The organism is Bacillus sp. FSL R5-0431, assembly GCF_038002985.1.
Classification (GTDB): Bacteria; Bacillota; Bacilli; order Bacillales; family Bacillaceae; genus Bacillus.
This window is the reverse complement of record NZ_JBBOOG010000001.1, coordinates 3131251-3152044: the sequence shown is the minus strand read 5'-3', so window position 1 is coordinate 3152044 and position 20794 is coordinate 3131251. Positions and strand designations below refer to the sequence as shown.

Annotated in this window: 21 protein-coding genes; 19 read left to right on the top strand and 2 right to left on the bottom strand. The window is 40.1% G+C overall.

What is annotated here, in order from left to right; all coding sequences use genetic code 11:
- Positions 1 to 19 precede the first annotated feature (19 nt).
- The 12 genes from fliW (at position 20) to MKZ03_RS16245 (ending at position 12150) form a co-directional block, all read left to right on the top strand.
- Complete coding sequence (gene fliW, locus MKZ03_RS16300; RefSeq protein ID WP_307500331.1) at positions 20 to 454, top strand: flagellar assembly protein FliW; 435 nt, start codon at positions 20 to 22, stop codon at positions 452 to 454.
- On the top strand, positions 448 to 672 hold the full coding sequence (gene csrA / locus MKZ03_RS16295) for a carbon storage regulator CsrA (RefSeq protein ID WP_106050641.1): 225 nt from the start codon (positions 448 to 450) through the stop codon (positions 670 to 672). Before fliW ends, csrA begins: the two co-directional genes overlap by 7 nt.
- A gap of 161 nt (positions 673 to 833) precedes the next feature.
- Entirely contained in the window at positions 834 to 1175 is a 342-nt protein-coding gene (gene flaG / locus MKZ03_RS16290; RefSeq protein ID WP_060597391.1) for a flagellar protein FlaG, read from the top strand.
- 20 nt (positions 1176 to 1195) lie between these two features.
- Positions 1196 to 2725, top strand: coding sequence for a flagellar hook-associated protein 2 (locus MKZ03_RS16285; RefSeq protein ID WP_307500330.1), 1530 nt, complete (start codon positions 1196 to 1198; stop codon positions 2723 to 2725).
- Between the two features lie 17 nt (positions 2726 to 2742).
- Positions 2743 to 3147: a flagellar export chaperone FliS gene (gene fliS / locus MKZ03_RS16280; protein ID WP_058013567.1), complete on the top strand. Its 405-nt coding sequence runs from the start codon at positions 2743 to 2745 to the stop codon at positions 3145 to 3147.
- Positions 3144 to 3485, top strand: a complete 342-nt coding sequence (fliT, locus tag MKZ03_RS16275) for a flagella biosynthesis regulatory protein FliT (protein ID WP_106036482.1) — start codon at positions 3144 to 3146, stop codon at positions 3483 to 3485. Before fliS ends, fliT begins: the two co-directional genes overlap by 4 nt.
- Positions 3486 to 3498: 13 nt before the next feature.
- Entirely contained in the window at positions 3499 to 3879 is a 381-nt protein-coding gene (locus tag MKZ03_RS16270) for a hypothetical protein (RefSeq protein ID WP_034318623.1), read from the top strand.
- Positions 3880 to 3912: 33 nt separating this feature from the next.
- Positions 3913 to 5598: a methyl-accepting chemotaxis protein gene (locus MKZ03_RS16265; RefSeq protein WP_341032434.1), complete on the top strand. Its 1686-nt coding sequence runs from the start codon at positions 3913 to 3915 to the stop codon at positions 5596 to 5598.
- A gap of 189 nt (positions 5599 to 5787) precedes the next feature.
- Positions 5788 to 6351, top strand: a complete 564-nt coding sequence (gene hpf / locus MKZ03_RS16260) for a ribosome hibernation-promoting factor, HPF/YfiA family (RefSeq protein WP_003213481.1) — start codon at positions 5788 to 5790, stop codon at positions 6349 to 6351.
- Positions 6352 to 6537: 186 nt separating this feature from the next.
- Complete coding sequence (secA, locus tag MKZ03_RS16255) at positions 6538 to 9063, top strand: preprotein translocase subunit SecA (protein WP_060597383.1); 2526 nt, start codon at positions 6538 to 6540, stop codon at positions 9061 to 9063.
- A gap of 67 nt (positions 9064 to 9130) precedes the next feature.
- Positions 9131 to 10232 (top strand): peptide chain release factor 2 gene (prfB, locus tag MKZ03_RS16250; RefSeq protein ID WP_106030559.1). Its coding sequence is split into 2 segments (ribosomal slippage): positions 9131 to 9202 and positions 9204 to 10232, totalling 1101 coding nucleotides; the frame shifts between segments, so codons are not numbered across the junction.
- A gap of 124 nt (positions 10233 to 10356) precedes the next feature.
- Positions 10357 to 12150, top strand: a complete 1794-nt coding sequence (locus tag MKZ03_RS16245) for a M3 family oligoendopeptidase (RefSeq protein ID WP_106030558.1) — start codon at positions 10357 to 10359, stop codon at positions 12148 to 12150.
- A gap of 16 nt (positions 12151 to 12166) precedes the next feature.
- On the opposite strand, the gene MKZ03_RS16240 is transcribed toward MKZ03_RS16245, so the two are convergent.
- Complete coding sequence (locus MKZ03_RS16240) at positions 12167 to 12901, bottom strand: alpha/beta family hydrolase (protein WP_307500326.1); 735 nt, start codon at positions 12899 to 12901, stop codon at positions 12167 to 12169.
- Between the two features lie 189 nt (positions 12902 to 13090).
- Here MKZ03_RS16240 and MKZ03_RS16235 point away from each other — a divergent pair, with 189 nt between their 5' ends.
- The 5 genes from MKZ03_RS16235 (at position 13091) to MKZ03_RS16215 (ending at position 17643) form a co-directional block, all read left to right on the top strand.
- Positions 13091 to 13939 (top strand): YitT family protein, encoded by an 849-nt coding sequence (locus tag MKZ03_RS16235; RefSeq protein WP_106030556.1) that lies wholly within the window; start codon positions 13091 to 13093, stop codon positions 13937 to 13939.
- A gap of 48 nt (positions 13940 to 13987) precedes the next feature.
- Positions 13988 to 14317 carry a cytochrome c551 gene (gene cccB, locus MKZ03_RS16230; RefSeq protein WP_106030555.1) on the top strand — a complete coding sequence of 110 codons (330 nt, stop codon included), beginning with the start codon at positions 13988 to 13990 and terminating at the stop codon, positions 14315 to 14317.
- A gap of 379 nt (positions 14318 to 14696) precedes the next feature.
- On the top strand, positions 14697 to 15383 hold the full coding sequence (gene ftsE, locus MKZ03_RS16225) for a cell division ATP-binding protein FtsE (protein ID WP_034660129.1): 687 nt from the start codon (positions 14697 to 14699) through the stop codon (positions 15381 to 15383).
- Positions 15376 to 16266 (top strand): permease-like cell division protein FtsX, encoded by an 891-nt coding sequence (gene ftsX / locus MKZ03_RS16220; RefSeq protein ID WP_034660128.1) that lies wholly within the window; start codon positions 15376 to 15378, stop codon positions 16264 to 16266. The genes ftsE and ftsX overlap by 8 nt, the downstream gene beginning before the upstream one ends.
- 111 nt (positions 16267 to 16377) lie before the next feature.
- Complete coding sequence (locus MKZ03_RS16215) at positions 16378 to 17643, top strand: murein hydrolase activator EnvC family protein (RefSeq protein ID WP_341032430.1); 1266 nt, start codon at positions 16378 to 16380, stop codon at positions 17641 to 17643.
- A 50-nt stretch (positions 17644 to 17693) separates the two neighbouring features.
- Here MKZ03_RS16215 and MKZ03_RS16210 read toward each other — a convergent pair whose 3' ends face one another.
- Complete coding sequence (locus tag MKZ03_RS16210; protein ID WP_034660126.1) at positions 17694 to 18434, bottom strand: sulfite exporter TauE/SafE family protein; 741 nt, start codon at positions 18432 to 18434, stop codon at positions 17694 to 17696.
- Between the two features lie 153 nt (positions 18435 to 18587).
- On the opposite strand from MKZ03_RS16210, the gene ctpB reads away from it, so the two are divergent.
- Positions 18588 to 20036, top strand: a complete 1449-nt coding sequence (gene ctpB / locus MKZ03_RS16205) for a carboxy-terminal processing protease CtpB (protein ID WP_341032428.1) — start codon at positions 18588 to 18590, stop codon at positions 20034 to 20036.
- 344 nt (positions 20037 to 20380) lie between these two features.
- Positions 20381 to 20734, top strand: a complete 354-nt coding sequence (locus MKZ03_RS16200) for a swarming motility protein SwrAA (protein ID WP_007500014.1) — start codon at positions 20381 to 20383, stop codon at positions 20732 to 20734.
- Positions 20735 to 20794 lie beyond the last annotated feature (60 nt).

The following is a 20794-nucleotide window of genomic DNA, read 5'->3' as shown; positions in this document are numbered from 1 at the left end:
ATGAAAAAGGTCGTGAATTATGATCATTCAAACAAAATACCATGGTGAAGTGACAATCAAAGAGGAGCAAATTATCAACTTCTCTAATGGAATACCAGGATTTCTGGATCAAAAACAGTTTGTCATTTTACCTTTATCAGAAGAGTCTCCATTTTTAGTTCTTCAATCATTGAAAAACGCAGAGTTAGGCTTTATTGTCAGCAGTCCGTTTTTATTTTTCAATCAATATGAATTCGATCTAGACGAAACGGTCGTAGATATTCTAGAAGTAGAAGATGCCAATGATGTGGAAGTAATGGTGATCTTAACAATGGAATCTTCTATTGAAAAAACGACAGCCAATTTAAGAGCGCCTATTATTGTGAACCGGAAAAACATGAAAGCCAAGCAGGTGATTTTGCATGATTCAGCCTATCATACAAAACATTTGTTAGAGGTGTCATCCTCATGTTAGTTCTCTCGCGTAAATTAAACCAGTCGATTCAAATTGGCGATGATATTGAAGTCAAGATTATTTCAATCGAAGGCGATCAAGTGAAAATCGGGATCGAGGCTCCTAAGCACATTGATATTCACAGGAAAGAAGTGTACCTGTCTATTCAAGAAGAGAACAATCGTGCTGCGAGTTTATCCGTAGATCTCCTCACTCAATTATCCTCACAAAAAAAGTGAGGATTTTTTTATCTAATTCAGTTGTCCTTCTCCGTATGAAAGCGTTTCGGTGTGGGTGTTTATAATCTATATGAAACTTTAACAAATCTGTCCATCTATATTTAATTTGAAAATTCAAAGCCGATATAAAAGATAGATTAAAGCACAGGAGCTGAATAACTATGTCTGTTGGTAAGTTGACATCGCTAGAGCCAATTATCGATGCATTTCAAACCCGTGTTTCTAATAACCAGAATGACAATGTAAACTCTGATTTACAAGCAAATGGCAAGGTCGTTTCAAAAGAAGAAATTGAAAAAACGCTTCAAGGAGCAAACAAGCTCATTGAGCCCACTCAATTTCATCTGCAATTTGAATTACATGAAAAACTCAATGAATATTATGTCAAAGTCGTAGATAACCAAACAGAAGAAGTCATTAGAGAGATTCCTTCCAAGGAATGGCTTGATTTCTATGCGGCAATGACAGAAATTGTCGGTTTATTTGTAGATAAAAGGATGTAAGTGAAGGGAGAACATAAACAATGGTCAATCGAATTACTGGATTTTCAAATGTGTTTGATATTGACGAAATCGTATCAAAACTCATGAAAACAGAGCAAGCACCACTTGATAAAATGACACGCCAGAAACAAACACTTGAATGGCAAAGAGACAGTTATCGCGAGGTAAATTCGAAAGTTAAAGAATTAGATGATCTGATCAACAGTTTAAATTTAACGCGCCCAAGTACATTTGGCGCAAAAAAGGTGACAAGCTCTAATGAATCTGCTGTCACAGCAACTGGATCAACAAATGCTGCCTCTGGCTCAATCAATGTAACCCAACTAGCGACAGCTTCTGTCTTCAAATCGTCTGGTACTTCTGGTTTTACACCTGCAAATGGCACGTTTACATTCGAAGTGACGACACCAGATTCGACAAAACCGAAAACGGTGACGATCAATACTTCTGATACCGATACAATTGATGACATCGTGAAAAAGCTGAACAACTCGCAATTAGGTGTGACAGCTTACAAAGGACAGATCTTTGACGGATCTAATTATGTCGATACGGTCGCTCTCACTTCACGGGCAACAGGTGAAGGTGTCAGTATTAAAGCAGTTGATGGTAATTCAGCTTCATTCTTTACTCAATTAGGCTTCCAAGTGGATGGAGATAACAAATTAGTTGCGACCACTCAAGGACAAAAAGCACAATACGAGATTAATGGTCTGAAAATGGAAAATAACAACAATACATTTGAGCAGGCTGGTATTACGTACGAGCTAAAAGGGACAACGGATAAGCCTGTCAGCTTAAACGTTTCAACAGATGTCGATGCAATCTTTGATAAAATTAAACAATTTGTTGATAAATACAACGAACTCGTTGAGCAGGTCAATGGCAAAGTCAATGAAAAAAGAAACAGAGACTATCACCCATTAACGGCTGAAGAGAAAAAAGCGATGTCTGACAAAGAAGTGGAGCTATGGGAAACGACAGCGAAGTCTGGCTTGCTGAGAAGTGATTCCATTTTACGATCTGGTGCCTCTAAAATAAGAAGTGATTTTTATGCTGATATTACGACAAGTGATGCGAATAAAATTCACATCACACAAATCGGTATTTCTACATCATCCAAGTATAAAGATGGCGGGAAGCTTGAATTTATTAAGGATATTAATGGAGTAGAGAAATTAAGAAAAGCCATTGAAGAAGACCCGCAGAAGGTCAGTCAAATGTTTATCTCAGGATCGTTAAATGTGGATTCAAAAGATCAAGATAAAGCGCAGCAGCAATATAACGAACAAGGAATCATTTATCGTGTCAAAAATTCCTTATCAGCCTTCTCGAAGAGCATTCAAACAAAGGCTGGCAGCACAACAATGGAATTAAAGGAATACGGACTTGGTAAGGACCTTGATTCTTTAACAAAACGAATGGGTACATTCCAAGATCGTTTAAAAATAGTGGAAGCCCGCTACTACAAAAAGTTTAACGCCATGGATAGCGCGATTCAAAAGCTAAACAACCAATCTGGATATCTTTCTCAACTGCTTGGACAATAATTGGAGGTTTATAACATATGGCAATACAGAACCCTTATGCCGCCTATCAGAAAAATTCTATTGAGACTGCAACACCTGCTGAGTTGACGCTTATGCTTTATGAAGGCTGCTTAAAGTTCATTAGACTAGCGAAGTATGCCATTCAAAAAGAGGATGCAGAAACGAGAAATGTGAACCTGAAAAAGGCTCAAAACATCATTCAAGAATTAAATGTCACCTTAAATCGTTCTTATGACGTATCAAAGAGTATGGCAAGTATGTATGATTACATTTATCGCAGACTGATTGAAGCCAATCTTCAAAATGACGAAGAGATGTTGAATGAAGTAGAGCAATACGTAACTGATTTTCGTGATGCGTGGAAGGAAGTTATTCAAACCGATCGAAAAGGGCGCCACCACTCTATCGGGGGATCTCTATGAGTATTGTGGACCAGCTGCATGACCAAACATTAAAAATGGCAGCCGAAATAGCGGCAAATCCGCAAAGTGACACCTTGGTTGAAGACTTTGATGCCTTTTTGATTGAGAGAGACGAATTAATGAGAGATATTCAGCATGAGCTGACGGATCAAGAAAAAGAGAAAATCAAAGAAATCATCCAAACAGATCAACAGATGGCGAAGCAATTAACTGTGATCCAAAATGGGATCAAAGCAGATATTCAAGCCATTCAAAAAAAGAAAACGAAACAGCTGAATTATCAAAATCCATACCAGCCTATGACGAGTGACGGCGTATATTACGATAAACGGAAATAATTAGGTGAGACCTGTGGCGTATCGTTCAGATGACTATATTTTATTAACCACATATTATGAACTTCTATATACGATAGAAGAGAGTCTAAAATATTTAGATGAAATTGAGAAGGATTTTGCTAAAACTGAAGGGGATCGGATCTTTAATGATCTGATCCATGCCTTCTTTCATTTAGAGACAACACATCCCCTTCTGCTTTCAATTATAGAAAATGAGCACTTTGCCAAAACGATTCGTTCGTTTGATCAAATTTTTTTAAGTTTTGATATACTAGCTTTCTATACATTCCCTTCAAATCACTTCCAATCATTCCTTACATCATATTTTATACCTGAATATAGAAAGTGGATGGATGAAATACATGCCTGTATGAGGCCGTATGTCATTCATTAATTTTTGTTCAATTCAGACCATTTGGAGGAAATTATGAGACTAAAAAATCAATTTTTGTTTGGGCTTATTGTCATATGTGTATTGTTTGTCAGTATTTTAGGGTTCTCAAGCTTTATCTATTACAAAACAGATCAATCCTACAAGACGCTTCTCAGCAAAGAAGTGAAGCTTTATCAGACCTCACTGGAATTAGAGGCGCTTTTGCAAAAGCAGGAAGCGCAAATCAAAACCTATGTTGTCGTGCAAGATGCTGGGAATTTACAGAAAATTGAGCAAACATATGAAGAGATTAATAAGAAAACAACTGAAGCTTCAAAAATGAGCGCTGTCAAACAAGTAAAAAATCTATTAGATCAAATCTCAGAAAAAAATTATCTCTACTACACCTCAACGAACCGACTATTTAATTCATTGAATATGCAAAATCAAAAAGAATTCAACACCCGCCTCAGTCAAGAATTACAGCCTATCGAACAAGAAATACATACCTTTACAAAAGAATTTGCTCAAACCCAGTTGAAGCAACGTGACCAGAAAATCAATCAGCTCAATCAAGACAGTAATAAATTATTATTCACACTCATTCTAGTCAGTGCGGTCATTATTGTTGGCTTTTTGGTGATTGGGACAAGATTCGTTTATCGTATGACAAAGCCGATTGTTTCTGTCACAAATGCCGCGAGAAGGATGGCAGATGGTGATCTTACACTTGAAGAGATCGAAGTGACCTCTAAAAATGAGATTGGCCAACTCGGTACCGCTTTTAATCAAATGACGACTCATTTACGTCAGCTCATTTTACAGGTGCAACATGGATCAAGACAATTAGCTGATTCTGCTGCTCAGTTTGAGGAAACCATTCATGAAACCATATCGGCTAGCGAGCAGACATCTAGTTCGATTGAACAGGTCGGTGAAGCTTCACGTGAACAATCAGACGCGGTCGGAAAAGTAGCTTCTGCGATTCAAGAAGTCTCGACTGGTATGCAAAATGCAGCTGAACACACATCCGATGTTTCGGGTCACTCAATTTCAGTGACTGAAAAGGCTGAAGAGGGTGCAGCTCTTATTCAGCAATTTGTAAAACAAATGAGCTCTATAAAAGCGTCTGTGAATGAACACCATTCCACAATGGCCCATGTACAAGCCCAGTTTACTGGCATTGAAGGTTTGTTAGGTCATATTCATGCCATTGCTGACCAAACGAATTTGCTTGCTTTAAATGCTGCTATTGAAGCGGCAAGAGCAGGAGAACATGGAAGAGGCTTTGCGGTTGTAGCAGATGAAGTGAGGAAACTGGCGGAAGAATCTAGTCAGCTGACAGATCAAATTAGTCAATTACTCGCGAACGTGAACAAAGATACTAAAAAATCATCACATTCGATGACAAAGGTTGAGCAGGATGTAGCAGAAGGTGTGAAAGTATCGCAATTGTCTGAACAGAGCTTTCATGAAATTCTGGAATCTATTCGTGATATTTCAATGAAATCAGAAGAACTTTCAGCCACTGCAGAGCAAATTTCAGCTAGTACAGAGGAAATATCTCAGACGGTTGGGGTCATTGAAGAAGGAGCCAAACGCAATTCAGAAGAGACGGAGTACATGTCTGCGGCTGTTGAAGAATCATTGGCGGCAAATGAAGAGATGAAAGCAGCGGCGGAAGATTTAAAAACCTTATCTCATTCGCTGAAAACATCCATTTCATCTTTCACGATTTAAACGTGAGCTGGTCTTTTTCAAGAATGAGCCGAATATATATTCATCACCTATCAAGCAACAGTTGAAGCACCGCAAAATTCGACAAATTTCAATGAATATTCACATTTTTTTTACGTTTGAGCAGGAGAAAAGGAGGGAAAAGTAGAAATAGGTTTACATATCCTTAATTTTAAAGGAGGCGTTCTTTACATGAATTACAATGTCAGAGGAGAAAACATCGACGTAACACCTGCACTAAGAGATCATGTCGAGAAAAAAATTGGAAAGCTGGAGCGTTATTTTGAAACAGACGTAGATGCTTCAGTCAACGTGAACTTGAAGTTTTACAATGATCAAGAATCTAAAGTTGAGGTTACCATTCCAATGACTGATCTAGCACTTCGAGCTGAGGTGCATAATGAAGATATGTACAATGCAGTAGACCTAGCAGCCAGTAAATTAGAACGTCAAATTCGAAAACACAAAACAAAAGTAAACCGTAAATTCCGCGAGCAAGGTGCCAAAAAACACTTATTTGCTGGAGGAAATGGGACGGCTGATGTAGCTGTTCAAGATGACGAAGAAATTGATGAAACAGAAATCGTCAGACAAAAACGATTCAATTTAAAACCGATGGATAGCGAAGAGGCCATTCTTCAAATGAACATGTTAGGTCATAGTTTCTTCGTCTTCACAAATGCTGAGACAAATTTGACCAATGTGGTCTATCGCCGAAATGATGGCAAATATGGACTCATTGAGCCAAACGCTTAATTTCATCTAAAAACAACCTAAAAAAAGTAAACCCGTTCCCTTCATAAGGGGCGGGTTTTTTGTGCGAAATCATTGCAAATTCTTTGGAAATGAAGGAAGGTATGGTATGATAAATGCAGGTAAATATGGACCTGTCAATCTTTTGGACATGCCGAAAAATTGCATGAAATAGAGGAGCGTTATTATATGCTTGGAATCTTAAACAAAGTGTTTGATCCTACGAAACGTACGATCAGCAAATATGAAAAAAAAGCAAATGAAATCGAAGCTCTCGCACAAGATTTCGAGAAATTATCTGACGAGGCTTTACGAAATAAAACGATTGAATTTAAAGAAAAACTTGAAAAAGGACAATCCGTGGATGACCTGTTGGTTGAAGCATTTGCAACGGTTCGCGAGGCATCACGCCGCGTGACAGGAATGTACCCGTTTAAGGTGCAGCTCATGGGGGGGATCGCGCTTCATGAAGGCAACATCTCTGAGATGAAAACAGGTGAAGGTAAAACGTTGACATCAACAATGCCTGTTTATTTAAATGCTCTTTCTGGAAAAGGCGTCCACATTGTGACAGTCAACGAATATTTGGCAAGCCGTGATGCAGAGGAAATGGGCAAGATTTTTGAATTTCTTGGCTTAACGGTTGGCTTAAACTTAAACAGCTTAGACAAAGATGAAAAAAGAGAAGCGTATGCCGCTGATATCACGTATTCAACAAACAATGAACTGGGCTTTGACTATTTACGAGATAACATGGTGCTTTACAAAGAGCAAATGGTTCAAAGACCGCTTCATTATGCCGTGATCGATGAGGTTGACTCCATCTTAATTGATGAAGCGAGAACACCTCTTATCATTTCTGGACAAGCTGCGAAATCTACAAAGCTTTACGTACAAGCCAATGCATTTGTTCGTACATTAAAAATAGAAGATGATTTCACATATGATATTAAAACAAAAAGTGTACAGCTGACAGAAAGCGGAATGACGAAGGCGGAAAAAGCATTCGGCATCGAGAACTTATTTGATGTTAAGCATGTTGCGCTGAACCATCACATCGCTCAGGCGCTGAAGGCACATGTTGCGATGCAAAAAGATGTGGATTATGTCGTTGAAGAAGGCCAAGTCGTTATTGTTGACTCTTTCACAGGACGTTTAATGAAAGGACGCCGTTATAGTGAAGGTCTGCATCAAGCTATTGAGGCAAAAGAAGGTCTCGAAGTGCAGAACGAAAGTATGACCCTTGCAACGATTACGTTCCAGAACTACTTCCGTATGTATGAAAAGCTATCTGGTATGACTGGTACAGCGAAAACGGAAGAAGAAGAATTCCGTAACATTTACAACATGCAGGTTGTGACAATTCCGACCAATCAACCAGTGGTTCGTGATGATAGACCTGATTTAATTTACCGCACAATGGAAGGTAAATTTAAAGCAGTGGCTGAGGATGTTGCGCAGCGTTATATGACAGGGCAGCCAGTTCTTGTCGGAACAGTAGCGGTTGAAACATCTGAGCTTATTTCTAAGCTGCTTAAAAATAAAGGGATTCCTCATCAAGTGTTAAATGCGAAAAACCATGAGCGTGAGGCACAAATTATTGAAGAGGCTGGTCAAAAAGGTGCCGTCACCATTGCGACAAACATGGCAGGTCGTGGTACGGACATCAAGCTTGGCGAAGGCGTCAAAGAGCTTGGCGGTCTAGCTGTAATTGGGACAGAGCGTCATGAATCACGACGTATTGATAACCAGCTTCGCGGACGTTCTGGTCGTCAAGGAGACCCAGGGATTACTCAATTCTATCTCTCCATGGAAGATGAATTGATGCGCCGATTTGGTGCAGAGCGCACGATGGCGATGCTTGACCGCTTTGGCATGGATGACTCTACACCTATCCAAAGTAAAATGGTGTCTAAAGCCGTTGAATCATCTCAAAAACGCGTCGAGGGGAACAACTTTGATTCCCGTAAACAGCTTCTGCAATATGACGATGTACTTCGTCAGCAGCGTGAAGTGATTTACAAACAGCGCTTTGAAGTCATCGATTCTGATAACTTAAAATCGATTGTCATCAATATGATTCAATCTTCAATTGAGCGGGCTGTTGGTTCTTATACGCCGAAAGAAGAGCTTCCTGAAGAATGGAAACTAGATGGGCTTGTTGAATTAATCAATACGAACTATTTAGATGAAGGAGCCATTTCGGTCAAAGATATTTATGGCAAAGAAGCTGATGAAATCACCTCCTTCATCATGGATCGTATTAAAGAAAAATACGATGCAAAAGAAGAAACATATGGCGATGAACAAATGCGAGAATTTGAAAAAGTCATCGTTCTTCGTGCGGTGGATTCAAAGTGGATGGATCATATCGATGCAATGGATCAGCTGCGCCAAGGGATTCATTTACGCGCGTATGCACAAACGAATCCGCTTCGTGAGTATCAAATGGAAGGATTTGCGATGTTTGAGCATATGGTTGCTTCAATCGAAGATGATGTAGCCAAATATGTCTTAAAATCAGAAATCCAAAACAACTTAGAACGTGAAGAAGTCGTTCAAGGTCAAACAACAGCTCATCAGCCTCAAGAGGGTGATGAGGAGAAGACAGTGAAAAAGAAGCCGGTACGTAAAGTCGTAGACATTGGACGAAACTCACCATGTCACTGCGGTAGCGGCAAGAAATATAAAAATTGTCATGGGAAGACAGAATAAGTAATGGAAAGAGGTGAAAACCTCTTTCTATTCATGTCAGCTCCCATACATCTATGAGGTGAAGGATATGGAATTAGTAGAAATTAGACAAGAGCTTGAAAATATGGCTAGCAGGCTAGCTGATTTTAGGGGGTCTCTTTGACCTCGAAACAAAAGAAGCCAAAATTGCAGAACTTGAAGCGACAATGTCAGAAGCTGATTTTTGGAATGATCAGCAAAAGGCACAAGGCGTCATCAATGAAGCCAATGCACTAAAGGATAATGTGAATGCATACCATGAGCTCAGTGAATCTCATGAAGAGCTGCAAATGACACATGACCTATTAAAGGAAGATTATGACGAGGAGCTTCATGCAGAGCTTGAAAAAGAGCTGAAGAACTTAACCAAGCAGTTTAACGAGTTTGAGTTGCAGCTTCTCTTAAGTGAACCATATGATAAAAACAATGCCATTCTTGAGCTTCACCCTGGTGCAGGCGGTACTGAATCACAGGACTGGGGTTCTATGCTTCTGAGAATGTATACTCGCTGGGCAGAGCGCAGAGGCTTTAAGGTTGAAACGCTTGATTATCTTCCTGGTGATGAAGCAGGAATTAAATCTGTGACATTGCTCATCAAAGGGCATAACGCATACGGGTACTTAAAAGCAGAAAAAGGTGTCCATCGTTTGGTTCGTATTTCTCCTTTTGATTCATCTGGCCGCAGGCATACATCGTTCGTTTCCTGTGATGTCATGCCGGAGTTCAATGAAGAAATTGATATTGATATTCGGACAGAGGATATCAAGGTAGATACGTACCGTGCCAGCGGTGCAGGTGGACAGCACGTCAATACGACTGACTCTGCCGTTCGTATCACACACATACCAACCAATGTTGTGGTGACATGCCAAACAGAAAGATCACAAATCAAAAACAGAGAACGTGCGATGAAAATGCTGAAATCGAAACTTTATCAAAGACGGATCGAAGAACAGCAGGCTGAATTGGATGAAATTAGAGGAGAGCAGAAAGAAATTGGCTGGGGAAGCCAAATTCGCTCTTATGTATTCCATCCGTATTCTCTTGTGAAAGACCATCGAACCAATACGGAGATGGGAAATGTTCAAGCGGTCATGGATGGAGATTTAGATTCATTTATCGATGCTTACTTACGTTCGAAATTATCATAAAAACTCGGCTTCTTGCTGGGTTTTTTTAATTGTGAGAAAATATAATGAATATAAAGGAATACATACGCCATACTGACTCTATATCCTTTGTATGATGAAATTAGCAAATAAAGGGGGAAATATTTTGGGATTAACACCATTACAAGAGACGTGGGATTTAGATGCCTTTTTTAAAGGAGGCAGTTCTTCACCAGAATTTAAGACATACCTGCAACACATTCAGCAGCTATTAGATGAATTAAGACAAAAGGTCGATGCCTTTTCAAAAGAAGATACACACATTGAAAGCAGGTTAACGTCTGTCCTTGACACGTATGAAACGACATATAAAAAACTGTCTCAAGCAGGTTCATTTGTTTCCTGTCTTCAATCTCAAAATACAAAGGATATGAAGGCTGGCAGTCTTCGAGGTACGATTGCCAAGCTGGAAGCTGATTTAGGTACCATTCTTGCGCTGTTTGATCAAGCGCTTGCTGCCATCTCTCCTAGCAAATGGGAAGATCTCATGAATTCAGAAGCCTTTTCAGATGTGCGCTACATATTAAATGAACGAAGAGAGCGCGTGAAGGATCAATTGCCTGTTGAACAAGAAACATTGATACAAAGATTAGCTGTAGATGGCTACCATGCGTGGGATGATCTTTATTCTAGCTTGGTGAATAAGATTATGATCCCATTTGAACAAGATGGTGTAACGCAGATGATCTCTGTCGGCCAAGCGGAAAATGCGATGGATGATTCAGATCGTGAAGTCAGAAAGGCCGTATATCATAACTTAGAGCACGCATGGACGCAGGATGAACATCTATTTGCAAGCACCCTAAACCATCTGGCAGGTTTTCGTTTACAAGTATATGAAGCAAGAGGCTGGGATCATATTTTAAAAGAGCCGCTTGATATTTGCCGGATGAAACAAGAAACCCTTGATGCAATGTGGTCTGTGATTGATGAACATAAGCAGCCATTCATTGATTACTTACATCGAAAGGCAGATATGCTTGGAGTGGATAAGCTAAGCTGGTTTGATGTTGGGGCTCCTATTGGCAGTGAGACCAAGATTTATCCGTATCAGGAAGCAGCTGCTTTTATTGTGAAACATTTCGCTGGATTTGGAGAAGAGCTTGCTGCCTTTACAGAAAAAGCCTTTAATGAACGCTGGATAGAAGCTGAGGATCGTCCAAATAAACGAGTTGGCGGTTTTTGTACAAATTTCCCTGACAGCGGAGAGTCCCGCATTTTTATGACCTTCTCAGGAAGTCCGTCCAATGTGGCGACACTCGCGCATGAGCTTGGTCATTCGTTCCATCAGGAAGTGATGCAGGATGTTCGCATTCTTAATCGCAAATATGCGATGAATGTAGCTGAAACGGCGTCGACATTCGCAGAAATGATTGTGGCTGATGCTTCATTAAAAGAAGCGGCAAATGAAGAGGAGCGTCTCAGTTTGTTAGAGGATAAGCTGCAGCGGAGTGTAGCATTTTTCATGAACATTCAATCTCGTTTCTTATTTGAACAGCGTTTTTATGAAGAGCGTAAACAAGGAGAAGTGCCGGCGGATCGGTTGAATGAGCTGATGGTAGAAGCGCAGAAGGAAGCCTTCGGTGACTCTTTAGATGAATACCATCCACATTTCTGGGCGTCTAAGCTGCATTTCCATATCACAGGTGTACCGTTTTATAATTTCCCATACACATTTGGCTACATGTTCTCACTAGGGATTTATGCAAAAGCCTTGCGGGCTGGTACTTCGTTTGAAGAGAAGTACATTGCATTACTAAAGGATACAGCTTCAATGACAGTAGAAGATTTGGCTCATAAGCATTTAGGCGTCGATCTTACCCAAAAAGCCTTTTGGGAGGAAGCCATTGGTTTAGCTGTAGCAGACGCTGAAGAGTTTTTAGAAGCGACGAAAAAGTAAAAATGAAAAGCTCCTATTACGGGAGCTTTTTTCCTGGTTTTAGCCATTCAAGCATGGTCTGAATGATATCCTTTTGCTGCGTGAGGGCTGGAATGTCCGCAGGCTGATCACCTTTTTGTTTGCCGTACATGCCAAACTGAGCATGGTTCCCGCCTTTTATTTCATGGTAAACGGTTTGAGACGGCAGATTTGTTTTCGATTTCTTGATTTTCTCTTGTGTCGCAAGCCCATCCTTTTCACCTGATATAGAGAGTACGTTCAAGGACGATGATTTCAAGTTATCTGATGCTGGATAAGACGCAAAGAAAAAGAGACCGTCGAGCTTGCGCTGGTTTTTTTCTGCAAACATAGCGGCAGCTGTTCCGCCTAATGAATGACCGCCAATATACCAGTGTTTGATCGTTTGATGAACTTTCATAATATCGTGTGCTTTGTTTGTATTAAAAATCGCAAACGAAAATGGCATGTCAGGGATAAAGACAGAATAACCTTTTTTCATCAGTTCATTCCCAATATAGGTGTACGCAATTGGTTCCACCTTTGCCCCGGGATAGAGAATAATACCAGTATCGCTTTTTGCTGATGCAAATGTATACACATCGTTTTTATGTTCCACTTGCTCGATGTTCACTTGCTTTTTTAATGCGGCGGATGGTCCGTATGTAAAGCGGCTCCATGTATAGAAAGCACCAAAAGCCAAGATGATCAGTGCAAGTAATGTCATGCCTGTTATCTTCAGGATTTTCTTCATCGCATGTCCCTTCTTTCTCATGTACATATTAAATATACCATCATTTGCTCCTATGCCAAACGGCAAGTACGCTGATCCGTTTGTGTGATAAAGTATTAATCCATTAGCACTGCATTTGGCTGTTATTTACATTCGTTTTAGGAGGGCTTAAAATAGGTGTGCATTCAGAAGTAACGGAGGAAGAAAGACATGAAGCAGGGACATTCACAATTATGGATTGAAGCGAAAAATTACTTGTTCATTTTAATCGGATCAGCCATTGTGGCGATTGGATTTAATACGTTATTATTACCGAATCAGATTGCTGCAGGTGGAGTGAGCGGTATTAGTACGATTATGCAGTCATTCGGCTTTGAGGCGGCGTATGTGCAATGGGGACTCAATATTCCGCTGTTTATCGCTGGTTTTTATTTATTAGGCGGGACATTTGGCGTGAAAACGCTCGTTGGCTCTATTTTTTTACCTTTGATGGTGTTTGTCACAAGACATATTGCACCTGTGACACATGAAGCGCTCTTAGCAGCCATTTTTGGCGGAGTGGTGATTGGGATCGGAATAGGGCTCGTGTTCCTTGGAAATGGATCAACAGGTGGAACGGCGCTCGCTGCCAAAATCATCAATAAATATACAGGCCTCACGCTTGGCACCTGTTTAGCGATGATGGATGGCCTAATTGTCTTGGCTGCGATGACTGCTTTTGGGATTGAAGAGGGACTGTACGCTGTCATTGGTGTGTTTATTTCAAGTAAAACGATTGATGTCGTACAGGCCGGCTTCAGTCATTCGAAAATGGCGATGATCATTACAGGGCATGAGGATGAGGTCAGGCAGGCAGTATTTGATCAAATTGACCGTGGTGTCACAAAGATCTCAGCAGTCGGTGGATATACCGACCATGACCGTCCAATTCTGATGTGTGTCGTTGGGCAGTCACAATTCACAAAGTTGAAACAAGTGGTGAAAGCAATCGATGCATCAGCATTTGTCATCGTAATGGATGCAAAAGAGGTGCTTGGTGAGGGTTTTAAAAGGGCGTAAACAAGGATATAATAGCGTTGACCAAATGATTGTAAGGGAGGGAAATTGATGAAAAAAAGCGGATTAATGATGCTGTTTGCAGTGATGCTTCTTGTTCTTGCGGCTTGTGGAGGAAATTCAAGCAGCAGTGACAAAGAAGGCAGCAAAAGTGCTTCAACTGTGAGCAGTGGTGAGGAAATTTATCAGCAAAACTGTATTGGCTGTCATGGGAAAGACCTATCTGGTGGAGGCGGACCAAGCCTGAAAGAAGTAGGGAAGAAATATAATGAAAGCCAAATCGCAGATATTGCACAGAATGGTAAAGGCTCTATGCCAAGCGGAATGGTAGATGAGAAGCAAGCAAAAGAAGTAGCAAAATGGCTTGCAGAGAAAAAATAAAACCTTTGTCTAATCGACAAGGTTTTTTGTTTTTTATATGTAGAAAAAGACTTTTGAATAGTATGAAAACGTATTATATTAAATTTTATTAAAAAAATAAGGGTAAAAAGACATGTTTATCGGTTTTACTTGTTCTTTTTACCTTTTAACTATAAGTTTTGAAATATAAATGTAATACCATTGCGTCGATTCATGACGTATAATTGGAGTTGTTGAAATTTAGACGATTCATTTTTTCATCTTTTTGGATGAAAAGGACATAAATTGCTTGTACGTATCGAAGGGTATGTGCGTGACCATACATAACGTTTTTTGACGATAAGTGTCAAAACATCATGATAAGCTGTTAGTCAGCAATAAGAAAAGATTAGGTGATTACATGATTGAAATGAAGGAAGTCTACAAGATCTATCCTAACGGTGTAAAGGCGATCAATGGAATCAATGTCTCTATCCACCCAGGAGAGTTTGTGTATGTTGTTGGTCCCAGTGGTGCTGGTAAATCCACTTTCATCAAAATGATGTATCGTGAAGAGAAGCCAACCAAAGGGAAAATCTTAATTAATAGCAGAGATTTAGCCTCAATTAAGGAAAAAGAAATTCCTTACGTAAGAAGAGAAATTGGCGTAGTATTCCAAGATTTCAAACTACTTCCAACCCTCACGGTGTTTGAGAATGTGGCATTTGCTCTTGAAGTCATTGGGGAACAGCCTCATATCATTAAGAAAAAAGTGCTGGATGTACTTGATTTGGTACAGCTCAAGCACAAAGCACGACAATTTCCTGACCAGCTGTCTGGCGGTGAACAGCAGCGTGTATCTATCGCTCGCTCGATCGTGAATAGTCCTGAGGTTGTCATTGCAGATGAGCCGACAGGAAACCTTGATCCAGACACATCTTTGGAAATCATGAAGACACTCGAAGAGATTAATAACCGCGGAACAACAGTCGTCATGGCGACACACAACAAAGAAATTGTAAACAGCATGAAGAAACGTGTCATCGCAATCGAAGATGGAATGATTGTGCGTGACGAAGCAAGAGGGGAGTACGGCATTTATGATTAAAACTCTCTCGCGGCATTTACGTGAGAGCTTCCGTTCACTTGGAAGAAACACGTGGATGACATTTGCATCAATTAGTGCGGTCACTGTCACATTGATTTTAGTTGGGGTTTTTCTTGTGATTATGCTCAACTTGAATAACATGGCATCGAACGCTGAAAAAGAAGTAGAAGTAAAAGTGTTAATCGAATTAACGGCGAATCAAAAGCAGCAGGATGAATTAAAAGCAGAAATTGAGAAGATTCCTGAAATCAGTGATGTGAAGTACTCATCTAAAGATGACGAACTAAAAGCGCTGATTAAAAGCTTTGGTGAAAATGGACAATCCATGGGACTTGTTGATCAAGAAAACCCATTAAACGATGCGTTTATTGTGAAAACATCAGATCCGCACGATACACCAAAAGTAGCGAAGAAATTAGAAAACTTAAAGGGTACGTATAAAGTAACCTATGGAAAAGAAGAAGTCAGCCGACTCTTTAATGTGGTCGGAGTGGCGCGAAATGTAGGGATTGCGCTCATTATTGGGCTTTTATTTACAGCCATGTTCTTGATCTCTAATACGATCAAAATTACGATTTTTGCTAGACGTAAAGAAATCGAGATTATGAAACTCGTAGGTGCAACGAACTGGTTTATCCGCTGGCCATTCTTTATTGAAGGATTACTGCTTGGTGTATTTGGTTCTATTATACCAATAGCTCTATTGCTTGGCACATATCAATATGCAGTGGGCTGGGTGGCACCGAGAGTACAAGGCTCATTTATTTCCATGCTTCCATATAACCCGTTTGTCTATCAAGTTTCACTGGTCCTTCTATTGATCGGTGCAATCATTGGTGTATGGGGAAGCTTGACGTCCATCCGTAAATTCTTAAAAGTATAAATCTATTTATGATGGCAGCACTCGAGAATTTGATAGAAGGTGTGACCGGTTGAACCGATTCATCCGGTCGACTCTTCATGCAGGCAGTTGTCATAGGAGGGGAATATCGTTTTGAAAAGAAAGCTGATGATGGCTGGAATGGCAGCGTTTATTGGAACAACGTGGCTATACATTCCAGGGAACGAGAATCGTGCATTCGCATACGAAGACCTAGATCAAAAACGTCAACAAATCGAAGAGAAAACATCAAAGACTGAATCAACTTTGAAGAAAAAGAAATCAGAGCTGGCTAAGCTTGAAAAGAAAGAATCCAAGCTCAAAAAAGAAATTGAAAAGATTGACCACAAGGTAAGTGCTGCAACTGAAAAAGTCGCTGAAAAAGAAAAAGAAGTCAAACAAACGAAGCAAGAGATCAAGAAACTAAAAAAAGACATTCAAGTCATCAATGATCGAATTGAAAAAAGAAAAGCTATATTCAAAGATCGAATTCGTTCGATGCAAAAAAGCGGCGGTACGATCAACTATTTAGATGTGCTGCTGGGTGCTCGCAGCTTTAGTGATTTTGTCGGTCGTGTTGGAGCTGTCACAACCATTGTCGAAGCAGACAAAGACATGATTACAGAACATGAAAATGATTTAAAGCTGGTGGAGCAAAAAGAAGCAGAGCTAAATAATCAGCTAAATGGACTTGAAACATCTCTGAAAGAGCTAGAAGAGCTGAAAAAGGATTTGTCTAAACAGCAAAAAGAAAAAGAGAAAATCTTAGGGGATGTAACAGATAAAAAGAACCATGCCCATGATGAATTAGGCAAACTTGAAAATGAACAAGAAATTCTAGCGAACCAAAAAGCGGCTGTGAAGTCTGAGGAAGCACGCCGCCAAAAGGAAGAAGCGAAGAGAGCAGAACAAGCAGCTGCTGAAAAAAGTGCACCTGCACCTCAAAGCGGCGGCTCGGATCAAGTATCTGATACACCAGCAAGCAGCTCCGGCTTTATTAAACCAGCTGCTGGCCGATTCTCATCTGGCTTTGGCGGACGTTCAGGCGGACAGCACTACGGTTTAGATATTGCAGCAAAAGGCACAGTATCTGTCGTCGCAGCTGCATCTGGAACAGTCACGAACTCAAGCTACTCATCGAGCTACGGGAATGTGATATTCATTACGCATAATATCAATGGACAGACCTATCAAACGGTATATGCCCACCTGTCTACAAGAAGTGTGTCCACAGGGCAGAGAGTCGAGCAAGGACAATTCCTTGGATATATGGGGAATACAGGCCAATCACATGGTCAGCATCTCCACTTTGAAATTCATAAAGGATTATGGAATGGCGCTAAATCAAATGCAGTCAATCCAGCGCAATATATCCGCTAATCAAAAAGCCGATAACATTATGTTATCGGCCTTTTTTATTCTAAATGAAATTAAAATAACAGCAGTAAACCGGCGATAATAGGTGTTAACAGTACAGCCGATTTCAATAAGAGCTTCGGTGCAAGGCGTGTGAATTTTGCGCCAATAAATGCCCCTAATACTGTTCCGATTAAAATTTGAATCAGCAAGATAAAATCAACATAGCCCTCTGTAATGTATCCAATTCCACCACCGATGGAAATTGGAATAATGACAAGCATTGTCGTGCCAACTGCCTGTCGAATGGAAAGTCTCAGTAAAATCAAAAGTCCTACTTGAATAAATGGTGCAGACCCAATACCAAACATACCTGACAGCAATCCGGATACAAGTCCTAAAATAATACCCCTTATGAGCAGCTGACGTGAAGAAAGCGGCTGATGCTCAGTGTCTTCCTTAAGAACAAATAATTTGATCATCATAAACACAGCGGATAAAAAGAGCATTCCAGCTGTTAAATAGTGCAGACTTTCTTCTGGAATAAAAGGAGCAACCTTAGCTCCTGCAAAAGAAGCAACACAAGCCAAAGCTCCGACAATCAAACCAGATTTCAGCTGAATATTCCCTTCCCGGTAGTGGCTGTATGCACCTGATAACGTCGTAAATGCCATTGCGGCTAAAGACGTCCCGAGTGCGGTATGGATAGGGATATCAAAAATTAACGTAAGCAATGCGATGACAAAACCAGCCCCGCCTGCTCCTACAAATCCTAATAAAATTCCTAATAAAAGCATCGTCAATATAATATACATAGCGAAGACTCCTTCTCGATCATAACAAAATAAAAATTACACCTAATGAAATGATTAGTCAAGCCTTCGCGGGAGAATGTCTTTACATGAAATCCCTTCTTCTGGCATATAATAACTCAGGTCATCAGGAAGAGTTGAAGAAGGAGGCCAAATATGAAAAAACAAATCGCATCTATTATGGCAAGTGTCGTTCTATTAATAAGTGCAGGGGTGATGACGCATAAAGAGGGAACTCATGCGGAGTCACCGCAAGCAGCTGCTGCAATGGCTGGACAAGCTCAATCAAGTGATAAGGCGAAAGAGAATGGGATGGAGAAAATCGAGAAAGCCTATGACCTGATATCGAATGAATATGTAGAGGAAGTGGATCGCCAAAAGCTGCTTGAAGGCGCCATTCAAGGAATGCTTTCAACTTTAAATGATCCGTATTCAGTATACATGGACAAGCAAACCGCCAAGCAATTTTCTGATTCGCTTGATTCTTCTTTTGAAGGAATTGGGGCAGAAGTGGGAATGGATGAAGGAAAAATCATTATCGTCTCTGCCTTTAAAAAATCCCCTGCGGCAAAAGCAGGTCTAAAGCCGAAAGATGAAATCATCAGCATTGATGGTGAGCCGATGAAAGAAAAAAGCTTAAACGATGCTGTACTGAAAATCAGAGGAAAAAAAGGAACATCTGTCGCTCTGAAAATCAGACGAAATGGGATTGAAAAAGAGTTAACATTCCATATCAAACGAGAAGAAATTCCGCTTGAAACCGTGACTTCTTCTGTGAAAGAGGTAAATGGTCATAAAACGGGCTATATCGCGATCTCTAGCTTTTCTGAAGATACTGCGAAGGATTTCACGTCAAGCCTGAAACAACTCGAGAAAAAGGGCATAGAAGGTCTTGTGCTGGATGTGAGAGGGAACCCTGGCGGCTATCTGCAAAGTGTAGAAGACATTTTGAAGCATTTTATTACGAAGGATCAGCCTTATATTCAAATTGCAGAACGGAACGGCGACAGGAAACGATATTTTTCAAAACGGAAAGAACAGAAGCCTTACCCAGTTAATGTCTTAATCGATAAAGGCAGTGCATCCGCTTCTGAAATACTTGCTGGTGCTATGAAAGAAGCCGGAAAATATGAAGTCGTCGGTGATGTCTCCTTTGGGAAAGGCACTGTGCAGCAGGCGGTTCCAATGGGTGACGGCAGTAACATTAAATTAACGCTGTATAAATGGCTCACGCCAAAAGGGAATTGGATTCACAAAAAAGGTGTCGTACCAACAATTGCGATTCATCAGCCAGATTACTTTACCGTAGGCCCACTTCAACTGAAAGAACCGCTTCAGCTAGATATGAACAATGAAGAAGTGAGACAAGCACAGACGCTGTTAAAGGGATTGTCATTCGACCCCGGCAGAGTAGACGGCTACTTTGATGAAGAAACGAAAAAGGCGGTTCTAGCCTTCCAAAGCACATACAATCTCGATAAATCAGGTGTGATTGATCTGAAGACAGCGAAAATGATGAACAAAATGGTGGATGAAGTGAAATCCTATGAGAAAAATGATCTTCAACTGCAGACTGCACTAAAAGCACTATATCTTAAAAAATAAAGAGGCGAATAAATGCCTCTTTTTTTTGGTTCATAAGTGTCACGAACATGTAATAGTTTATTCTTAAAAATAAATTATATCGAGAAATATATTCATTTATTTTACAAAAAACATAACATTCCTTCGATTTTACCCGATAACATATTTATATAAGAGACTTTCTGTTGATTTAAACATGTCATGAAAATGAAACTTTTGAAAGTTGTATGTTACATAAATAATTCTTACAATATAAAGTAGCACTCATTTTAAATATTTTATTTTTTGCGGATATTCAGCTTGAGCATTAAGCTGTACCGAGGTTTGCGCTTTTCTTAAAAGAACTAGTAAATGGGGGTACACAATTGAAAAGGGCAAGTATTGTGAGAGAGAAAAAATATTACGAGTTGGTAGAGGAGCTTAAGAGTCGTACGAAAGATGTGACGTTTTCCGCTACAAAGGCATTAAGTCTGCTCATGCTGTTAAGCAGGTACTTGGTCAATTACACAACGGTAGAATCAGTCGACGAAATCGATGAAGACTGTGCTGAGATATACTTCAATTATTTAATGGATAATCATAAGAGACTTGGTATAAACTTAACCGACATCAAGAGGTCGATGCAGCTGCTCGGCGGCATACTAGATGTAGATGTCAATCACTACTTAAAAGATTTTTCACTGTCGAATGTCACACTTTGGATGAATCAGGAGAAATAAACCTGGTGTCAAGCATCGATTTATTTGATAGAATAAGAGAAAATGCTTGACTTGGGCGGT

Excerpts from the sequence above, each read along its gene's own strand:
- fliT (WP_106036482.1), top strand. The coding sequence starts at position 3,144 with ATGAGTATTGTGGACCAGCTGCATGACCAAACATTAAAAATGGCAGCC.
- fliS (WP_058013567.1), top strand. The coding sequence starts at position 2,743 with ATGGCAATACAGAACCCTTATGCCGCCTATCAGAAAAATTCTATTGAG.
- MKZ03_RS16285 (WP_307500330.1), top strand. The coding sequence starts at position 1,196 with ATGGTCAATCGAATTACTGGATTTTCAAATGTGTTTGATATTGACGAA.
- MKZ03_RS16240 (WP_307500326.1), bottom strand. The coding sequence starts at position 12,901 with ATGAAGAAAATCCTGAAGATAACAGGCATGACATTACTTGCACTGATC.
- fliW (WP_307500331.1), top strand. The coding sequence starts at position 20 with ATGATCATTCAAACAAAATACCATGGTGAAGTGACAATCAAAGAGGAG.
- ftsX (WP_034660128.1), top strand. The coding sequence starts at position 15,376 with ATGATTAAAACTCTCTCGCGGCATTTACGTGAGAGCTTCCGTTCACTT.
- ftsE (WP_034660129.1), top strand. The coding sequence starts at position 14,697 with ATGATTGAAATGAAGGAAGTCTACAAGATCTATCCTAACGGTGTAAAG.
- MKZ03_RS16235 (WP_106030556.1), top strand. The coding sequence starts at position 13,091 with ATGAAGCAGGGACATTCACAATTATGGATTGAAGCGAAAAATTACTTG.
- hpf (WP_003213481.1), top strand. The coding sequence starts at position 5,788 with ATGAATTACAATGTCAGAGGAGAAAACATCGACGTAACACCTGCACTA.
- csrA (WP_106050641.1), top strand. The coding sequence starts at position 448 with ATGTTAGTTCTCTCGCGTAAATTAAACCAGTCGATTCAAATTGGCGAT.
- MKZ03_RS16210 (WP_034660126.1), bottom strand. The coding sequence starts at position 18,434 with ATGTATATTATATTGACGATGCTTTTATTAGGAATTTTATTAGGATTT.
- MKZ03_RS16265 (WP_341032434.1), top strand. The coding sequence starts at position 3,913 with ATGAGACTAAAAAATCAATTTTTGTTTGGGCTTATTGTCATATGTGTA.
- cccB (WP_106030555.1), top strand. The coding sequence starts at position 13,988 with ATGAAAAAAAGCGGATTAATGATGCTGTTTGCAGTGATGCTTCTTGTT.
- ctpB (WP_341032428.1), top strand. The coding sequence starts at position 18,588 with ATGAAAAAACAAATCGCATCTATTATGGCAAGTGTCGTTCTATTAATA.
- secA (WP_060597383.1), top strand. The coding sequence starts at position 6,538 with ATGCTTGGAATCTTAAACAAAGTGTTTGATCCTACGAAACGTACGATC.
- flaG (WP_060597391.1), top strand. The coding sequence starts at position 834 with ATGTCTGTTGGTAAGTTGACATCGCTAGAGCCAATTATCGATGCATTT.